Source organism: Kordia periserrulae (assembly GCF_003054265.1).
GTDB lineage: Bacteria > Bacteroidota > Bacteroidia > Flavobacteriales > Flavobacteriaceae > Kordia > Kordia periserrulae.
Genome location: NZ_QBKT01000003.1, coordinates 338,138 through 356,329, shown reverse-complemented (window position 1 = coordinate 356,329; position 18,192 = coordinate 338,138). Strand labels below are relative to the sequence as shown.

The 18,192-nt window shown below is 35.3% G+C and carries 14 protein-coding genes, 1 tRNA gene and 1 pseudogene; 3 read left to right on the top strand and 13 right to left on the bottom strand.

The window, feature by feature from the left end; all coding sequences use genetic code 11:
* Positions 1 to 100: 100 nt before the first annotated feature.
* From C8N46_RS08485 to C8N46_RS21050, 8 genes and pseudogenes are all read right to left on the bottom strand, one after another.
* Positions 101 to 802 (bottom strand): FadR/GntR family transcriptional regulator, encoded by a 702-nt coding sequence (locus C8N46_RS08485; RefSeq protein ID WP_108114449.1) that lies wholly within the window; start codon positions 800 to 802, stop codon positions 101 to 103.
* A 167-nt stretch (positions 803 to 969) separates the two neighbouring features.
* Positions 970 to 1,878, bottom strand: a complete 909-nt coding sequence (locus C8N46_RS08480; protein ID WP_108114448.1) for a polysaccharide lyase family 7 protein — start codon at positions 1,876 to 1,878, stop codon at positions 970 to 972.
* Positions 1,879 to 1,886: 8 nt separating this feature from the next.
* Positions 1,887 to 2,867 carry a PKD domain-containing protein gene (locus tag C8N46_RS08475; RefSeq protein WP_108114447.1) on the bottom strand — a complete coding sequence of 327 codons (981 nt, stop codon included), beginning with the start codon at positions 2,865 to 2,867 and terminating at the stop codon, positions 1,887 to 1,889.
* A gap of 17 nt (positions 2,868 to 2,884) precedes the next feature.
* Positions 2,885 to 4,309, bottom strand: a complete 1,425-nt coding sequence (locus C8N46_RS08470) for a RagB/SusD family nutrient uptake outer membrane protein (protein ID WP_108114446.1) — start codon at positions 4,307 to 4,309, stop codon at positions 2,885 to 2,887.
* 25 nt (positions 4,310 to 4,334) lie between these two features.
* Positions 4,335 to 7,397, bottom strand: coding sequence for a SusC/RagA family TonB-linked outer membrane protein (locus C8N46_RS08465; RefSeq protein WP_108114445.1), 3,063 nt, complete (start codon positions 7,395 to 7,397; stop codon positions 4,335 to 4,337).
* 282 nt (positions 7,398 to 7,679) lie between these two features.
* Positions 7,680 to 8,027, bottom strand: a complete 348-nt coding sequence (locus C8N46_RS08460) for a cupin domain-containing protein (protein WP_108114444.1) — start codon at positions 8,025 to 8,027, stop codon at positions 7,680 to 7,682.
* A gap of 46 nt (positions 8,028 to 8,073) precedes the next feature.
* Positions 8,074 to 9,063, bottom strand: a complete 990-nt coding sequence (locus C8N46_RS21055) for a polysaccharide lyase family 7 protein (RefSeq protein ID WP_394340250.1) — start codon at positions 9,061 to 9,063, stop codon at positions 8,074 to 8,076.
* A gap of 639 nt (positions 9,064 to 9,702) precedes the next feature.
* Positions 9,703 to 10,077: pseudogene (locus C8N46_RS21050) on the bottom strand (polysaccharide lyase family 7 protein); the annotation flags it as partial.
* A 618-nt stretch (positions 10,078 to 10,695) separates the two neighbouring features.
* On the opposite strand from C8N46_RS21050, the gene C8N46_RS21045 reads away from it, so the two are divergent.
* Positions 10,696 to 10,839, top strand: coding sequence for a helix-turn-helix domain-containing protein (locus tag C8N46_RS21045; RefSeq protein ID WP_108114441.1), 144 nt, complete (start codon positions 10,696 to 10,698; stop codon positions 10,837 to 10,839).
* A gap of 40 nt (positions 10,840 to 10,879) precedes the next feature.
* Here the strand turns inward: C8N46_RS21045 and C8N46_RS08440 are convergent, their stop codons facing one another.
* From C8N46_RS08440 to C8N46_RS08430, 3 genes are all read right to left on the bottom strand, one after another.
* Positions 10,880 to 11,710: an SDR family NAD(P)-dependent oxidoreductase gene (locus C8N46_RS08440; protein ID WP_108114440.1), complete on the bottom strand. Its 831-nt coding sequence runs from the start codon at positions 11,708 to 11,710 to the stop codon at positions 10,880 to 10,882.
* A 180-nt stretch (positions 11,711 to 11,890) separates the two neighbouring features.
* The gene (locus C8N46_RS08435) at positions 11,891 to 12,448 is read right to left on the bottom strand and encodes a hypothetical protein (protein ID WP_108114439.1); all 558 of its coding nucleotides are present in this window, start codon (positions 12,446 to 12,448) and stop codon (positions 11,891 to 11,893) included.
* 11 nt (positions 12,449 to 12,459) lie between these two features.
* Entirely contained in the window at positions 12,460 to 14,847 is a 2,388-nt protein-coding gene (locus C8N46_RS08430) for a TonB-dependent receptor (RefSeq protein ID WP_108114438.1), read from the bottom strand.
* Positions 14,848 to 15,221: 374 nt separating this feature from the next.
* On the opposite strand from C8N46_RS08430, the gene C8N46_RS08425 reads away from it, so the two are divergent.
* Together C8N46_RS08425 and C8N46_RS08420 are read left to right on the top strand one after the other, a co-directional pair.
* Entirely contained in the window at positions 15,222 to 16,154 is a 933-nt protein-coding gene (locus tag C8N46_RS08425; RefSeq protein ID WP_158269108.1) for a sensor histidine kinase, read from the top strand.
* Positions 16,155 to 16,156: 2 nt separating this feature from the next.
* Entirely contained in the window at positions 16,157 to 16,912 is a 756-nt protein-coding gene (locus C8N46_RS08420; protein ID WP_108114436.1) for a LytR/AlgR family response regulator transcription factor, read from the top strand.
* 345 nt (positions 16,913 to 17,257) lie between these two features.
* Here the strand turns inward: C8N46_RS08420 and C8N46_RS08415 are convergent.
* Both C8N46_RS08415 and bshB1 read right to left on the bottom strand, forming a co-directional pair.
* Positions 17,258 to 17,333 (bottom strand) — tRNA-His (locus C8N46_RS08415).
* A 108-nt stretch (positions 17,334 to 17,441) separates the two neighbouring features.
* Complete coding sequence (gene bshB1, locus C8N46_RS08410) at positions 17,442 to 18,158, bottom strand: bacillithiol biosynthesis deacetylase BshB1 (protein ID WP_108114435.1); 717 nt, start codon at positions 18,156 to 18,158, stop codon at positions 17,442 to 17,444.
* Positions 18,159 to 18,192: the final 34 nt, after the last annotated feature.

The following is an 18,192-nucleotide window of genomic DNA, read 5'->3' as shown; positions in this document are numbered from 1 at the left end:
ATTTAACGAGAAGAAATGTGCATGACGTTTTTCTGTATAAAATTACTTCCCTCCGTATTTTTCAGTTTTGAATTCGTGCATTTTCAAAACTGGTGTTTTTTTAGATATTGTAACAGTATTGATACAATACGCTAAAGTGTTCTTTCATTTTTTGTTTTGCCAATTGTGGTTTTTGATCTTTTATTGCATCAAAGATACTTTGATGTTCAATGATTCCAGACTGAGCTAAGTCTTTATCACACACGTGATATTTTTCAAAGTTTGTGATAATTTCTGGTGTAATGATTAGCATAAATGTATTCATCGTACTGTTTCCACTAGCTTTGGCAATAGCTAAATGAAATAGTAAATCTTCTTGTACTGCATCTTCACCATTGAGTACTTTTTCTGTATAAGCATCTAAGGCTTCTTTCATTTTTAAAAGATCGTCGTCAGTTCTTCGCAAAGCCGCTAGTCGTGCTGTTTTTAATTCTAACAAAATTCTAGTTTCTACCAACGATTTAAAATCTGGTTCTTCTAAACGTAAGATATCTTCTATCATTCCATTCATTGCTGTAACTCCAATGTTTGCTACAAAGGTTCCGCTTTGTGGAATTGATTTTAATAAACCGTAGAATTCAAGTTTTTGAATTGCTTCTCTAACATTGCTACGTGTTACTTCAAACTTTTCAGATAACATACGTTCTGAGGGAAGTTTGTCACCTGGCTCCAAATTTTTGGCATTGATTAGGTCTCTGATTTTTGAGATAATCGTTTTTTGAATGTCAAGTGTTTCTGTTTTTGTTAAGATATCTAATTTCATACGTAAGCAACTGTAATTGGTTAACCAGATTTTGTATGTTAAATTTAAAAATTAATAGTGAATATACGTTAACATTCTGTGAAATCTTTACATGAATTTTACTGATCTGCTATAGATCAGTAAAATCCAATTAAAGGCTTCTATTCAAATATAAATTAACTTCATTATTAATGCGTTACTTCTAACGTGTAGTATCGAACTTTTGCATATGAACCTTCATCACGTGTCTGAAAGTAGTTTCCTGCTTTGAAATAATTTTCAAAGATTCCCCATTTTCTCATGTGAATGTTTTCATAGGTTTTAAATTCGTTATTGTTTAATACTACAGTCATTTTTCCTTCACTAACTCTTACTTCGAGTCTAAATTTTCTAAAGCCTACTTTTTCTTTGAATGTGTATCCTTTGTCATCTTCCCAAGCATCTTCATGTAGTAATTCTGTTTGAGTTGCATTCAAGTTTTTTAAGACTTTAGTTTTGACCCGAATTTTACCATTTTGCCAATAAATTTTTAGTACTGGTGGCGCATTGTTGTCCTTTTGACCAATTAAATCTCGCTGTTCATTGGTTAAACGGCCATGAATTTGCATGATGATGACTTTGTGATATTTTCCATCTGCATCACGAGAAATTTCATCAATCGACAATTTTCCTTTCATAATGCCACCTTGCTTAAAGGTCCAATTGACATTGTTTTCGCCAGGCACCATTTGTTCACGCAATTCTGAACGTGAGTATTTGGTATTGGCTGTGGTGGCTTTACTCGGATACGCATGAAAAACAATAGCACCGCGTACAGAGTCATTGTACATAAATGGTTTTAAGTCTTCATTTGTTGCATAATCCAATATTTCGGGTGGAGACACTTCCAGCGGCTTTTTTCCGTTGCCCGCTGGAGTTGTCACCTTCCAATGAGATAAATCTATATCAGCTAATTTATATTTCTTTTTACGTTTTTTTCGCTTCTTTTTCTTTCGTTCTTTCTGTACGTTTTCTGCACTGTTGCTATCACTAGATTGTGTATATCCAACGCTTAGACTAAAAGCAAAAAATACTATAAATAGTGTTCGTATTGTCATAAATCGTATTAGTTAACCGCAGTAATTACTACAGAATCTGCACGTATTTCTTCGTCTCCACTTGTATAATTAAAGTCTCCAATACTGTCTCCTCCAATACCTCTGATGAACAAGGCAACGCTGTCGTTTGCACCTGCATTGAAAGAGTATGTGTATGAGAAGTAACTGTCGTCAGATGGATTTGTTTGTACTTCAAGCAGCAAGTTGTTTGCTGGATCTTCTACTTGAGCAATTGTAGTGTATCCCCAATCCTCTTGTGGAAAATCAACTGTATTGGTGTAATATGTTGGAGAATACCCATCAATATACCCTGAACCTGCTAATACTCTTAATTCTAGCTCGCTAGGGAATGATCCGCCAGTTAGGTTTTTGAACGAAGTTACAATTGTAATTGTGTAATCCGCATTTGGTGTTACCGCAAATTCTTGGTATACATGATCTGGTTCGTTGTTGTCAAATTTTACAACATTGTCAGAACCTCCGTTCCCTGAACTAGATTCTCCTTGATCTCCCAAGTCTTTATTGATCCAACCTGCGCAACAACAGTCTGAACCAGATGATTTTGGAAGTTTGTCAAAATCTGCATTGACTAATACTGGATCAGCAACTAAAGGTGCTTCTGGTTCTATTACTTCTATTGTTTGTGTAAATGTACTTGTTACGCCAAGTGCATCAGAGGCCGTAAGTGTTACCGTATACGTTCCTTCGCCTGGATAAGTATTTGCCCCATCAACTTCTGTTGAGGTGTTTCCATCTCCAAAATTCCATGCGTACATGGTAGCACTTGTTGACAGATTGGCAAATGTATAATCTTTCCACTCTTCTGCTGCTCCTTGTCCTTGTGTAAAAGTAAAGTTAGCTTCTGGTGGTGTAGCATCGGCAATTGAGTTTGCTTCTAGCGGTTCAAATTTGTCAATATCACATGATTGATATATGAGTGTTCCTACAAGTAGGAAAGCCGTACCAATTATTTTTAGTGTTTTTTTCATCATATATTTTTTAAATTTTAATACCCAGGATTTTGCGTCATTAATCCATTACTAAGATTTATCTCTCGCTGTGGCATTGGCAATAATAAATCTGTAGAAGTAAAGCTATAATTGTTTGCTGCTGATAAATCAGATAGTACACTTTGCGCTTCTCCAAAACGTAACAAATCAAATAGTCGTTGATTTTCAAATGCCAATTCAGCACGTCTTTCGTCTAACAGTTCTTGTTTCGTGATAGAAGTTACTGCATCTGTCAATCCGGCTCTGTCTCGAATTGCTTGGAATGACGCGATTGCTGCCGCATTGGTTGTTTCTTGATTTCCTGCTAAGATTGCTTCTGTGTGCATAAGTAATACATCTGCATAGCGCAATACTACCCAATCGTTTCCTGAAAGTGTTGCATCTGACGTGAATACATTTCCGTTATCGCCACCATCTTCTCCATTTGGTAAATATTTTACAACTTGTCTTTGAGTCGGTTGTAATGGATCGATTCGGTATGAGAATTCTGTTCTGTTTCCTCCGTTAGCATCTAAGAATGCTGCAGCATCTTCTGTTACGTAGTTTACACCTACGGTACGTCCTACACCATTCATAAATTCTGCAGAAAAATCTTGACTATCAGCTTCTATACCTTGTGTGTATGCAATTACAAAAATAACTTCGTTGTTTCCTTCATTGTAAAAGATGTCGTTGAAGTTTGGTTCTAAAGTATATCCATATCCCATTACATTTTCGCAAAGAATTTGTGCTTCAAGATAGTTTCCTAATGTTAGATGTACTTTTGCTAATAGTGCTTCTGCAGCAGCTTTTGAAGCTCTTGTGTATTCACCATTACTAAGATTTGCAGCGGCAGTTTCTAAGTCACTCACAATTAAATCATAAATGGTAGCTGTAGCCACTCTTGTGAATGCAATTTCGTCTTCTTGTGGCGAGATTGTTCTGTCAATTAGAGGAACATCTCCAAAAAGGCGTACTAAGTTAAAGTAACTGTAGGCTCTTGCGAATTTTGCTTCACCTTCAAAGATGGGCGCCATTGTTTCTGAGGCATTTGCGAGGTTTTCTAATACTAAATTAGATCTAAAGATTGTACTGTAACAGCTTCTGTAATAGTTTTCTACGATACCGTTGTTTGGTGTAATTACATAGCTTTCAAATTGTGCTGCTTCACCTTCTTGATTTTTAGTTCTGGTATTGTCACTACGCATTTCAGTTACGTAATATTCGTGTTGTATACCACGATTGTCATTTAGATTTGTAGAATTTACTCCTTGTATCGCATCGTAAATAGCAATAACACCAGTTTCAATTTGTTGATCGTTTAGAAAGTAGTTTTCGCTACTTACTGCTGCTTCTGGAATTGGTTCTAAGAGATCTTTGTGACAAGACTGAAGACTTATCACTACTAACATCAAAAAACCTATATATTTTAATTGTTTCATAATTAAATGTTTTTAGAATGGTGTATTAAAATTGTAAGTTTAACCCTAATGATATCGTACTGAATATTGGCGAACCAGCAAGTTGGTAACCATATGTTGTTGCACTTGTATCGTTGATAGATTCTGGATTGAAACCTGTGTAATCACTCGCTGTAAAATAGAGCAGGTTTTGACCTGTTGCATAGAGCCTGAATGATGATGCTCCAAATCTGTTAGCGATGTCTTCAGGAAGATTGTAACCAATTGTTAGGTTACGAAGTGCAATGTAACTTGCGTCTTGAATGATGGCATCTGTAAAGATTTTTTCTTTTATGAAACCTTGATTTGGTGTTGTAGCCGTATTAAAATCTTGCCCGCTGTTAAAGTGGTTGAACAAGTATTGGTCTCCCATGTTACGTATTTCGGCACCATGACTTCCTTGAAACATGAAGCTTAGATCGAAATCTTTGTATCTGAAATTGTTTGTGATACTCCATACTAAGTCTGGATAAGGATTCCCAAGAATCGTTTTGTCATCATCATCAATCAATCCGTCTCCATTTAAATCTCTTACATATACATCTTGTGCTTGTCCACCAGCTGGATGGTATGGATCATTGATAAATTCTAAAGGAATGTCACGATCTACTACCCAACCATAGTATGATGAAATAGGATTTCCTACGAGGTTGATCCATTCTGCAGCTCTTTTACTGTCTACATTTTGAATTTGTCCGTTAGAGTCTGCAAAGTCTAATAATTCATTTTTGTTGTGAGAAGCAATTAATGTTGTTCCCCATCTGAAATCTTCTGTAGCAACGTTTCTTGAAGTAACTTCTAATTCAATTCCTGAGTTTCTCACTTCTCCTAAGTTTTCTAATGCTGCAGAAAAACCTGTTGAAGATGCAACTGGGTTGAATAATAAGAGTTGATCACTTGTTCTTGTGTAGTAATCTACAGAACCTGTAATTTTGTTGTTAAAAAATCCGAAATCGATTCCTGGGTTAAATTCAATTAATCTTTCCCACTGTAATTCAGGATTTGCAATGTTTAACGCTACAAAAGCTGCTTGTGAGTTGTAATTGTCTGTTCCAAGTAATGATATTGAAGGATATAAATCTGTAAGATTGCTTCCTGTGTCAATATCTTTGTTACCAGTAACTCCAAAACTTGCTCTTAGTTTTAATGAGCTTAGTAATTCGCTTTCCCTCAAGAAATCTTCTTGCGATACTACCCAACCTACCGAAGCAGAAGGGAAATTACCGTATTTGTTATCTACACCGAAGATTGAACTACCATCTCGTCTAAAACTTAAAGATGCTAAGTATTTGTCTTCGTAAGAATAGTTTACTCTTGCAAAGAAAGAGGAGAATCCTTCTTCGTATTTGTATGAGGTAATTTCATTTAAAACAGTAGCTGCGCTTAGTGTTTGTACTAAATCTGATGTATAACCAGAGCCGAGTGCGCTGTCTCCTTGCCATTCCCACTTTTCAGCAGATGCGCCAAGAACTACATTGAACGCGTGTCCGCCAAAAGCTTTATCATATGTAAAATATCCTTCTGATAGTGTGTGAATTCTGTTTTCGTTAGATTCAAAGTAACTTGCTGCCGAAGCACCATTTCTGTTAGATAGAACACCTTGCCACCTATTTCTAAATGTGTTTTGGTAATCACCTCCTAAGGTAGCTCTGAATCGTAAACCATCAATGATTTTATATTCACCATAAAAAAGTCCTGCTAATTTAAATTTGTAATCGTTACGATCGCGCTCTAATACTTTTGCAGCTGGGTTTGTGTTAGATGTATTACTGATGTCTTGTAAAACAGAACCATCACCAAATAAATCATAGTTGTCGAAGTGTCTTTGAATAGCATAATCACCTATTTGAACGTTTGGATACGTTGCGGTATCAACAAACTGAATTGAATTGGCGTCGTGGTATAAAGGCAACCACGGCGTTTGCCTTAAAATATCGTGTGTAGAACCATCAAAACGTCTTCTTCTTGTGTAAGATGGCGCAAAGTTTACCCCTAATTTTATTTTGTCGCTTAGTTTTGTATCTAATTTTAATCTAGCATTGTAACGTTTGTAATCATCTGTAAGTAAAACACCTTCATCATGATTGTAACCTAAGGAAGCACTAAATTTTGTATTTTTGTTTCCACCACGAGCGTTAAATGAATGCGTTGTAATAGTTCCGCCTTCAAAGATCTCATCTTGCCAGTCCCTGTCAATACCAGTTGTTTGTGTAAGTAATTGCTTGTAAGCTGTTCTGTTGGAAAGTGTTCCTGTTGCAGCACGTTCTGCAGCAACAGTTTCTGCTACTGTAAAGTAGTAATCGTCACTTTGTCTTGCTTCTTTAAAACCAAAGAAAGAATTGTAAGAAAATGATGTTTTACCATCTTTACCTTGTTTTGTTGTAATTTGGATTACACCATTTGCACCACGAGAACCATATATTGATGTAGAAGCCGCGTCTTTGAGAATGTCAAACGTTTGTACTTCGTTCATATCTAAGTTTCCAAGAAAATCGCTATCTACTACCAATCCGTCAATTACAATTAAAGGAGCAGAATCTCCATTTAAGGAACCAACACCACGAATACGAATGGTTGGATCTGAACCTGCTTCACCTTCTGTAGCTGCAACATTTAAACCTGCTACTTGTCCTACAAGCGCATCGTCTAATCTGGAAACAGCTATTTTATCTAATCCTTTCTTTTCTACATTTAATGTAGACATTGCACCAGTAAGGTTGCTTTTCTTTTGTGTTCCATATCCAATTACAACTACTTCATCTAAAGCATTTGCATCTTCAACTAACGTAATGTTTATCGTTTTTTGAGCATCAATAATAACTGTTTGTGAAGCATAACCAACATAAGAGAATTGTAACACATAACCTTTTGTAACTGAAATTTGATAATTGCCATCAAAATCTGTAGTAGTACCTTTTGATGTTTTAACCACCTGAACGTTTGCACCAGGAATAGGTTGGTTGTCTGCTTTGTCAACTACTTTTCCCTTGAGGAGATAGGACTCCTGAGCGTACATTGAAATGCACAAGAGAAGCATTACAATACAAGTAAGCTTTGTTTTTAAATTCATAATTAGTTTTTTTAATTAGTTAATATTCTACTAATCACTTAAAGCTTTACTTCTACTGGCATTTTTTTTGTATTTTTGCAATATGCATGTTACTGTAAGTAATTATGTATAATTTTACTTCCCTCCAAAGAAGTAATATTCCAAAAAGGATAGGCGTGCACCTGTCCTTTTCTTTTGATTAAAAAATTGGTTGACCAGATTGGTTTACCAAATATATATAAATTTTTGAGATTTACAACGTTTTCGTAAATTTTATTAAATAATTGTTAATTTTTCCACATTTTATTCCATAAAATCTTCTCGTATTGGACTAAAAACGTCTATTAAAATTCCTTCTTCTGTGCAGATAGCTCCATGTAACACGTGTGGCGGAATATAAACAGTATCACCCCCTTTTACAACACGTGTTTCTTCTCCAATTGAAAATTCGAATGTTCCACTTTCAACATAGGTAACCTGACTGTGGTAGTGTTCGTGCTTGTATCCTATTCCTCCTTTGTCAAAATGTACTTTAACAAGCATGATTTTATCATCATAACCCATAATTTTACGTTTTACACCTTCGCCCACAACTTCCCATTCGAGGTCTTTGTCTAGTATAAATTCTTTGCTTGCTCCAAATGTTTTCATAATTATTTTACTTTATATTTTTTTTATTCAGATTTTTAAAGTCAATTTATTTCGGTGCTGTTCCTGGTCCAACGGTAGCTTCTCTAAACCATACTTCTGTGTAACAACCATTTTCGTATTGCTTAGCAATATCGCCTCCATAGGTTTCTGCTCCTGCACACCAAACCATGTTTTTTTCAGGACTTTTCCCGTTAGTTTGATTGTATGCTCCTTGCTTAAAATACCCTAGTTCTCCACTGTAGGCAGTAGCACGCTCGGTACCATCTTGTCCAATGGGTACAAATAGTTTTTGTGCTTGTGTTGGTATGTCTGATTTGGTTACATATTCAGATTTGATAAGGTTTTTAGTGAACGTTTTGGTTTCGTGACCTTCACTCTTAAACGTGAGATACATGATTCCTTTGTACACGTTTACTTCATAACTGAATTCTTCTCCTAGTTCGATTCCATCTTTAGGTTCTGCAGGGTAATCGTCTTTGGTTTTTCCGATGACTGACATGTCATTTCCCCAAACGGCAGTAGAATAATCCCAACGTCCTGAGTTGTCATCGCCCGCAGTGTTTATTTCGTAGTTCCAAAAAACAGAACCTTTGGTATGTCCTGGGAATTTTTTATAAAATATTTTTAGCGGTTCGTTTTCATGTCCTTCTCCACTATGAATTTGTCCTACTACTGTAGCGTAAGAAGCTGCAACTCTAGCATCACCAGAGACTGAAACTTGCATTACTTTACAAGTACCCGTGAGTTTTCCACCTTGTTCTGGTGTCCATTCGCGTTTTTCGTGTAATTCTGTTCTTGTATTGCTTGAATTTTTTGAGGTAACTCCTGAGTTTGGTGTTTTGTAAACTACCCAGCGTCTGGTTCCGTCAATTACAGTGTAAAAAAAGTTTTCATCTTGAAAGTTGATAAGATTGTCTTCATTGGTTCCATCACCCATTAAGATTTTGAATTTATCCATAAAAGGAATAACCTCATTTGGATATACTATTTTTTTGTTTAAACCATCGTTTGCTTTGAAATATCCTTCATTAGAGATTGCATCATCGCTGATTTCAATACTTGCGGATTTAAACCAAACTTCAGCATAATTTCCATCAGCATACTGTTTAATAATGTCTCCACCATGCGTTTCTGCTCCAGAACACCAAACTTTGTTTACTTTAGGATCTTTCCCGTTTGTTTGATTGTAACAACCTAATTTAAAGAAAAGTCCCTCACCTGCATACGCTTTTACACGTTCAACACCATCTTGACCAATTGGCACAAATAAATTTTGAACCTGTTTCGGAATGTCTGAATCTTTGGTATATTCGGAAGCGATCAGATTTTTAGTAAAGGTTTTGGTTTCGTGTCCTTCACTTGAAAATGTAAGGTACATGATACCATCTTTTACTTCAACTTCATAACTGAATTCTTCTCCTAAAGCAATTCCGTCTTCTGGTTCAGGTGGATATGTATTTTTATCTGTTCCGACCACAGAAAAGTCATAACCCCAAATTGGATAAGAATAATCCCATCTTTTTGAATTGTCGTCTCCTGCAGTATTAATTTCATAATTCCAAAAAACAGAACCTTTGGTATGACCTGGAAATTTTTTGTAAAATATTTTTAGCGGTTCATTTTCATGTCCGTCTGCACTATGAATTTGACCAACTACTACTGAATATGTTGCTGCCACACGCGCATCACCTGTTGTTGCAACATTCATCACTTTTAGCGTAGCATTCATTTTTGCATCTGTTGTTGGCGACCATTTTTTTAGTTGTGCCAATTCAGTCCTTGTATTGTTGGAAGTTCCGTGTGTGTTTCCTGCATTTGGTGATTTAAAAACTACCCAATCTCCTTTGCTATCATTTGCTGTGTAAAAGAAGTTTTCGTGTTTGAAGTTTGTAGCTTTTCCAGCGTTGGAACCATCTCCCAAGATTAAATTCCAATGCTGAAAAAATGGAATCACCTCATTTGGTGTAGCGATTTTTAACTGTGTTTCACACGAATTGAGAGCAATGACACAGAAAGAAATTAAAATAATGAAAGAATGATTTTTAGACATGAATAGGTGATTAATTGGTGATTATTTTTTTGATAGTATTCTCGGCGTCAGTTTTTATTTTTGAAAAATACATACTTCTTATAAACAAACTTATATCTATACGATTAAGATTTATACTTTTGGAATGTACCATTTTTTCTAAAGGATTTACCATGATATTGTTAATGACAAGGTTTTGAGCCCTAGCTATTATATTGATTGCCAAAATGTAAAGTATACGTAATTCCTTTTTCATGCTTTAGTGAGTTATGTAAAGATTGTAATAGTTGATGTTGGAGAAACTAATTCTTCATTTTTAAAGCAATTATAAAATTGAATTTCAACTAATAATAGTAAGCACCTCTTTAAAATAGTCATTGGGAAGGAACTTTTCATCTCGTTTTTAAAAATTGGTTTACCAGATTGGTTTACCAAATATAGGTATATTTTTTAAAGCTGCAAATTTTAGGTATTTTAATTCTTTGAAAATTTGATTGTAATTATTTTAATCTACTTGAGATGGCTTTCTACACCAACATGGTACCGCAATTGTTTTGTTACTGGTTTAAAAAACATTCGGGTCATTCTTTTGTTACATTTATCAATACAGCACGGATTTAAAAAGTATCTCAAAATTTATTGACGTTCAATCATAGCATTCAGCATATTGCTTTCAACTGTGGTTTTGAAAGCTTGAGTCACTTTAACAGAACTTTCAAAAAGGTAAAAAGTTGCAATCCAACAGAATTTAGAAAACGTAAAATCATAAGTCTAGGTCTATAAAAAAGTGGAATTTCAATTGCTTAATTTAAGTATTCCAATGCTATGAATTTATGTTTTCGTAAGTTCTTTGATGTTTTGTCATTGCGCCCATCACAATTTTCATCACTTTTATTTTTCCAAACCTTGGAAGCAGTCGCAAGGAATAGGTTAGAAATTTTCCTTGTGCCCCTGGGACGACGGTAGAAGATCTGCCAAGCGCACTTAAAATAGGCACAGCAATCTTTTCTACAGGTGTTGCACCGTCCATTTTCATATTTGCACGATTGCCAAACCCACTTTTTACTGGTCCTGGAGCTACGACTAATACGTCTACATGATGTGACTTTAGTTCAACAGCAATACCTTCTGCAAAAGTTTGAATAAAAGCCTTGGTCGCTGCATAATTGGCAGCATACGGAGTACCTTGAAAAGCAACCAAGGAACTAAACAATACAATACCACCAAATACCTGTTTTTTAAAACGTATGGCTAACTGATGCGTAAGCATAACCACAGCTTCACAATTCAACCTAAGCATGTTAACTTCTTCTTCTATGGAATTGTCTATAAAGTTCCCCGAAGTACCAAAACCTGCAGCAGCTATAAACATTCCTATTTCTTTGTCTTCAATTTGTTCTAAAAGAGAAAGTACTCCTTCCGTTTTAGCAAGGTCAGTTGCAATGACTTCAATTTTGATTTTTTGCTGTCCTCGCCATTGAGCACTAAGCGAATTCAATTTGTCTTCCGAGCGTGCACAGAGAATAAGATCAAATCCTGATGTTGCTAATTCTTTTGCCAATTCCTGTCCGATACCAGAACTAGCGCCTGTAACCAACGCATATCCTCTATATTTTTTTTTGAGTCTAATGCGAAGTTTGTTTGGTAATGCCATTGTTGTTGAATTTTAATTAAGTGTTTTTATGATTTTTGTAAGTACAACTACAGTCAACTGCTTCGGGGCAAGCCCACGAAGCATTGAGTAGAAACTATTGAAACATTTCGACGCAAGCGTCGGAGCATTTTTAATCTCGATTATCGAGTACAAAGTCTAACAGTATAAGATGAGAAAAACTTAGTTTGTTTTATTAGAACTAGGTTCATGTAAAATATCTCGAATAATTTTTAAGTGATGCTCTGTATGTATTTTTAGAAATCTTTTGGCATCATCTCGGTTTAGATAACCAGCACTTGGATGCTTAAAAAAAGTATTCTCAGGTAAATTATCAATCTTTGATGCAAGCTGTTTCGCTAGTATAATTTTTTTATTTATAGACACCAATTCAATCGTTTCAGAAGGTGTTACTATTGTAGGAGCTGTTGCCTTCCCTCTTGGAATTTGATTTGAACTAAATATCATCATTTTGGTAAAGTTGAACCGATTTCGATACTCTTTAGGATTTGATTTTTCCATTTTCTCGTAAATCTTAGTAATGGTCAACAAGAGATGTTCCAAATGCCATCCAACGCTTACTTTGGAAACGTTGGAATTGACACTTTTAAAATCTTGAATATAATTTTCGATTTCTTTCAACTCATTATGTAAAAATTCGGTTCCCATTCCCAACGTTATTTTTTTAGGCGCACAAGAAACAAAGTGCAGTGTAAGAATAAGCATGACTACTTTTTTCATCTTTACAATTTTTAAAACTGGAATCGATATCCCACATCAGGGAAAAATCCAATTTGATTTACTACATCTACATTATTTGTAAGTCTGTTGTAACGTCTTGCAAACACATTGTCTCTATTAGTTACATTTTGGATGTCAACATAAAACTGATGAGATTGCTTGCGTTCAGAGAGGTTGATTTTAAATCCAAGTTTTAAATCCCAACGCAAATAGTTATCATATTGTTCGCTGAAAGCAGTATCGTCTCTTAAAACTTCAAAACCTGCATTTTGTGAGGCTTCTAAGTCAACAGGTGTATAATACCTTCCTCCTGCAATTGATAATCGTGTATCAACAAATATGACATTTTGTTGCCGAGCACCAATTTTAAATTCACGTCCAGCCAAAAAATTAGCTACGTAACCATTATTGAAAGGACTATTTCGCTCAATAACATCACTCCCTTTATATTTACTTTCAAACAAAGAGCCTGTAAATAGTCCGTAATAGCCATCACTAAAAAACTTTTCTACAGTAAGTTCTATTCCTTGGTTGAAACCTGTTCCTTCGTTGACAAGAGAAACTCTATCGTTGTCAAAATCAAAGTCAGCTCCTTCAGTAAGTGTTGAATAGCTTGAGGGGAATGGTTGTACTCCCGCTTTGTCTATATCTTGATAGTACATTTCCAATTTCATACGCCAATCGCTTGCAAATCTCAAATCATATCCCAAAACATAGTGGTGACTTCTTACAAAATCTAAATCACGGTTGGTTTGGACAAATTCACCGTTTATATCTTCAAAAAGAAATAATACCGGCGATGGAATAGATTGATGGTGCAATCCATAACCAAAACTCAACTGATTTTTATTATTTATACGGTATTGAACACCTGCTCTTGGCTCAAATACAAATTGTTTATTTAGATTACTGTACTGACTGTGCGCTCCTATGTTTAACTTTAGTTTTTCTGTTATTCTATACTGAAGTTGTGTATACGGTTGCGCTATGAGGTAATTCTCTTCTGTATCGATAAAAGTAAAAAGGTCTGGATCACCATCATTGTTCGTATCAGGTTGTTCCTCACGGTCTCTTAAAAGGTAATCAACGTTGTATTGTTCTAGCAAGGCTCCTGCTCTTAAAGTTAATCTTGAGCTGAGTTTACTGTTGAATAGTATTGACGCTGAAAAACGGTTTTCGGTATTGTCAGTTTCCGTGTAAAGAATCACACGTTCGTTGGCTTGGTCTTTATTGATGTATCTATTGGATTGAATTGCGTCGTTAGAAAATGAACTGGATAGTATGGTCTCCAAATATGAAGCATCACCAATGGATATTCTGTGTTTTAGTCCGACGACTCCAAAGTTTGATTTTACAAAAAGGTCTTCATCTTCAGCAGCAAATAAATCATCTTCGTCAATATCGTTCCCTAAAAAATCAATATCAGAAGTACCTAATATTCCAAATACAGAGAATTCTCCCCAATCAAGCTTCCCTAAGTTGATATTAAAAGAAAGGTCTGAGTAATTTGGCGTTGCAGCCGTTCCTCCTGCACCGACACCTAATAAGCCAACCAAAGAGTATCTTGCTCCTATTAAAAATGAACCGTTTTGTTTTCCAAGTGGTCCTTCAGCTAATGCTTCAACTCCAGTAAAAGCACCTACCTGCGCTGTAAATTCATAATCATCTTTGTTTCCATCTCTAAAACCTAAGTCAAAAACTCCACCCAAAGCATTTCCATATTCAGAGGGAAAAGCAGAAGTAAAAAAATCTGAATTTTTCAACAAATTTGGATTGATAGCGGAAACCGCACCTCCTGTGGTTCCAACTGTTGTAAAATGATTTGGGTTGGGTATTGGAATGCCTTCCAAGCGATACAGCAATCCTGTAGGAGAGTTTCCTCTTACTACAATATCGTTTCTGCTATCATCAGGTGCACTTACACCTGCAAAATTAGCTGCTAGTCTTCCAACATCGCTTCGTCCACCAGAAAAACGTTGAACTTCATCTACACTAAATTGTCGGGCGGATACCGATGAAAGTGTATTGATTGGAGCATCTTTTCTCTTTGCAATGTTTAACACCACTGCATCCAACTCACCAAGCGACTCTTTCAAGGTTACGTTAATAACAGCATCTTTCCCAGAAGTAACTACGATGTTAGGAACCGTAATGGTTTCGTATCCTAAAAAACTAATTTGAACCGATTGTCTTCCTAGAGGAACATTTTCAATTCTAAAATAACCCTCTACATCGGTAATTGCACCAATTGACAACTCTTGTGATATGAGGATTACATTCGCTCCTAAGATTGGCTGTTCGGATTGTTCATCAACAATTCTTCCTTTAATGATTCCTTGGGCACTTATGTGTTGTAAACCCAACACAGAAAATAGCATTATAAAAATAAGATGTTTCATGTTTTTTGATTTTTCTCAAAAGTGCAAAACAATTCAATCTGGTTAAAAGGGTTTCTTTTTAATCGTTAATTTTTCGCCTCGGTTGTAGCAATAGAAGTTTCAATTGTTTTTGACGTTTAAAATGGTGTAATTTCAATTTAAGAGTCAATTATAACAGTTCAGAAGATTAATTGACAGTTTAGAGTGTAATTCAAATTTATTCACAATCACTTTGTTACCTTTATATCTTAAATTAATTTGCAATGATGTTGCTAAGGAAATTTATTGTACGATTAGGAGTTACTGTGGTCATTTTTATCTGTATAAAACTTACTACTGATACTTCGTTTTCTGAGTTTTTTAGCAGAACTAGTCTTTACTACTTCTTAACGGCTTTGTCTTTTTTTATCATTACTTGGGAATGGAACGATTACTTCATAAAAAAACATACAGATAAAGACAAATTTGCTGCTTTAGATTGGTTTTCAGGCTTGAAAATTTTGGGAAAGACCTTGCTCCTCACAACGCCACTTTTTGCGATTGTTTATTATCTTGGAACCTTTCAATTTGCTGAGTTTTTAGATTGCGAAACTGATAAACCCTGGCTTCAATTCAGAACCGATTTTTTAAGAGCTTCCCTATTGGCGATAACCGTTATTATTTTTAATTTATTCTACTACGCCAGTAAGATTAGAAAGGAAATGGAGAAACGACTTTACAAGCTTGAAAAAGAAATGGCTGTTTCGCAATATCACAATTTAGAAAATCAAATCAGTCCTCACTTTTTATTTAATAGTCTAAATACGTTGACATCTTTGATGTATGAAGACCGAGATTTAGCCTCAGATTTTGTAACACGATTGAGCTCCTGTTATCGCTACATTTTAGACCATAGAAATGAACCACTAATTTCCCTTGAAAAAGAATTGAGTTTTTTGGATAGCTTTATATTTATGATGAGCGTACGACACGGAATGTCGTTACAAATATCATCTGAAGTAGCGCTGAAGGCATCAGAATATACCATACCAACATTGTCTTTGCAAATGGTTGTTGAGAATGCATTAAAGCATAATTATTATTCTGTAGAATCTCCGCTGTTGATTAGAGTTTATGATAAAGAAGGCTATTTGGTAGTTGAGAATACCTTAAAAGAGCGCAAGGAAAAAGTATCAACAGGTGTTGGGTTGGTAAACATTAAAAGTAGGTTTGCATATTACACCAATAAAGAAGTGAAGCAAGAAAAAACAACCTCTTTTTTTAGAGTATCCTTACCTATTCTTAATAAAGATATACAAATGAAAATCGAGCCTTTGAAGGCTATTTAATAATGAAAGTTGTAATAATAGAAGATGAAGCTTTTGCTTCTAAACGTTTAAAAAAAGTCTTAGAAGAACTTGTACCAGATATTGAAGTGCAAGCGCAATTGGCTTCTGTCGAAAGTAGTTTAAATTGGCTGGGTAATAATCCTGTTCCCGACTTAATTTTCTTAGATATTCAACTAAATGATGGCTACGGCTTTGATATTCTCGATAAACTCAAAAAGCATCCACCAGTTATCTTTACCACAGCGTATAATGAGTATGCGATAAAGGGTTTTAAATACAACAGCATCGATTACATACTCAAGCCTATTGATAAAAAAGATCTTGCCATTGCAATGAATAAGTATCGAGATAACTCAAAAAATAAAAGCTTTGATATCATTCCAAAACTGGAAGAATTTAAAACCTTACTTTCCAAAGATTACAAACGAAGATTTATGGTGAAAGTGGGCAATCATTTCAATTCTGTAAAAGTTGAAAACATCGCTTATTTCTTTTCGGATGCTGGTATTATTTTTTTAAAAGACCACAAAGGGAATAAATTTCCATTAGAATATTCCTTAGATCAACTAGAGGAAATCTTGAATCCGCTGGATTTCTTTCGGATTAACCGAAAATACTTGGTGCAGCTAAATGCGGTTGGGGAAATTCATCAGTACTTTAATAGTAGATTATTGCTAAAATTAAATCCTGATGAAGATGATAAGATTATTGTTTCTCGAGAACGATGTTCAGATTTTAAAAAATGGCTGGATTTATAGCAAGTTTCTACAACGACAGCTTTCCTAAAATTGAAAACTTTGATATACATGTGATTGTCATAAGGCTTGAATCTATCATTCAGTGCTAAAGATAACTAACTAATGTTTTGCTATTTAAGTTGAAATCACAGAAAATAATTTCACAAAAAATGACACGTTTTTAGCCGTTTTAAGGATGTCTTTCATTTGAAAAGAATCAATCCAGAAGTCGCCGCAAACAATTAACTAACAATCAATACTTTAAATAAATAACGAAAAAACTGGAGTACCATTTCGAATAACTTTTAAGGAGTACAAAAACATCCAAAAAACAAAAAAAGTCGCTCAAAATGAGCGACTTATAAAGGGTGAAAGACCGGGTTCGAACCGGCGACCTCTGGAACCACAATCCAGCGCTCTAACCAACTGAGCTACAATCACCATTTGTTTTGCGGATGCAAATATACATTATTTCACTTTCCATCCAAAGTATTTTTTTGATTTATTTTTTAAAGCTTTTTAGTTGATTGATGCCTAAATAGTTAACTATCTATATCAAGTCATCCAGCGAGTCTACCGCTACATAACGCTCTACGGTAAACCCTTCTGCATATTCCGTTCCGATCAATCTACCCAAGTCGCGAGCACGGTAGTGAATACTATCAATAAAGTTTTTACTTGTAATGGGCGTTTCTGCTTCGTTGCTGTCTGGATTGTAAAATTGTGAACTGTATGCCATCACTGCTTCGTGCTTTTTTTCAATGAATCCCGTAACGTCTACGACAAAATCAGGTTCAATGTTTTTCCATTGAATATAATGATATACATGCTTCGGACGCCATTTTTCTTGCGGTTTTTCATTCAATTCGGTTTCTATCTTCAGCAAACCACTTAAAAAGCAAGCATCGCTCACCAATGTACTGCCTTTTCCATGATCGATATGGCGATCGTCAATCGCATTGCACAATACAATCTCTGGTTGATATTTACGGATGATTTTGATAATTTCCAGTTGATGCTGCTTGTCATTCACAAAGAAACCATCAGCAAACGCTAGATTTTCTCGTACGGAAACACCTAAAATTTTTGCAGCATTAGCGGCTTCTTTATCTCGTAATTCGGCAGAACCGCGTGTTCCCAATTCACCACGCGTTAAATCGAGAATACCTACTTTCTTTCCTTTGGATATTTCTTTAGCAATCGTAGCGCCACAGCCCAATTCTACATCGTCAGGATGCGCGCCAATAGCTAATATGTCTAATTTCATATGTTACGTTTTTCGTCTAACAAATTTACATTAT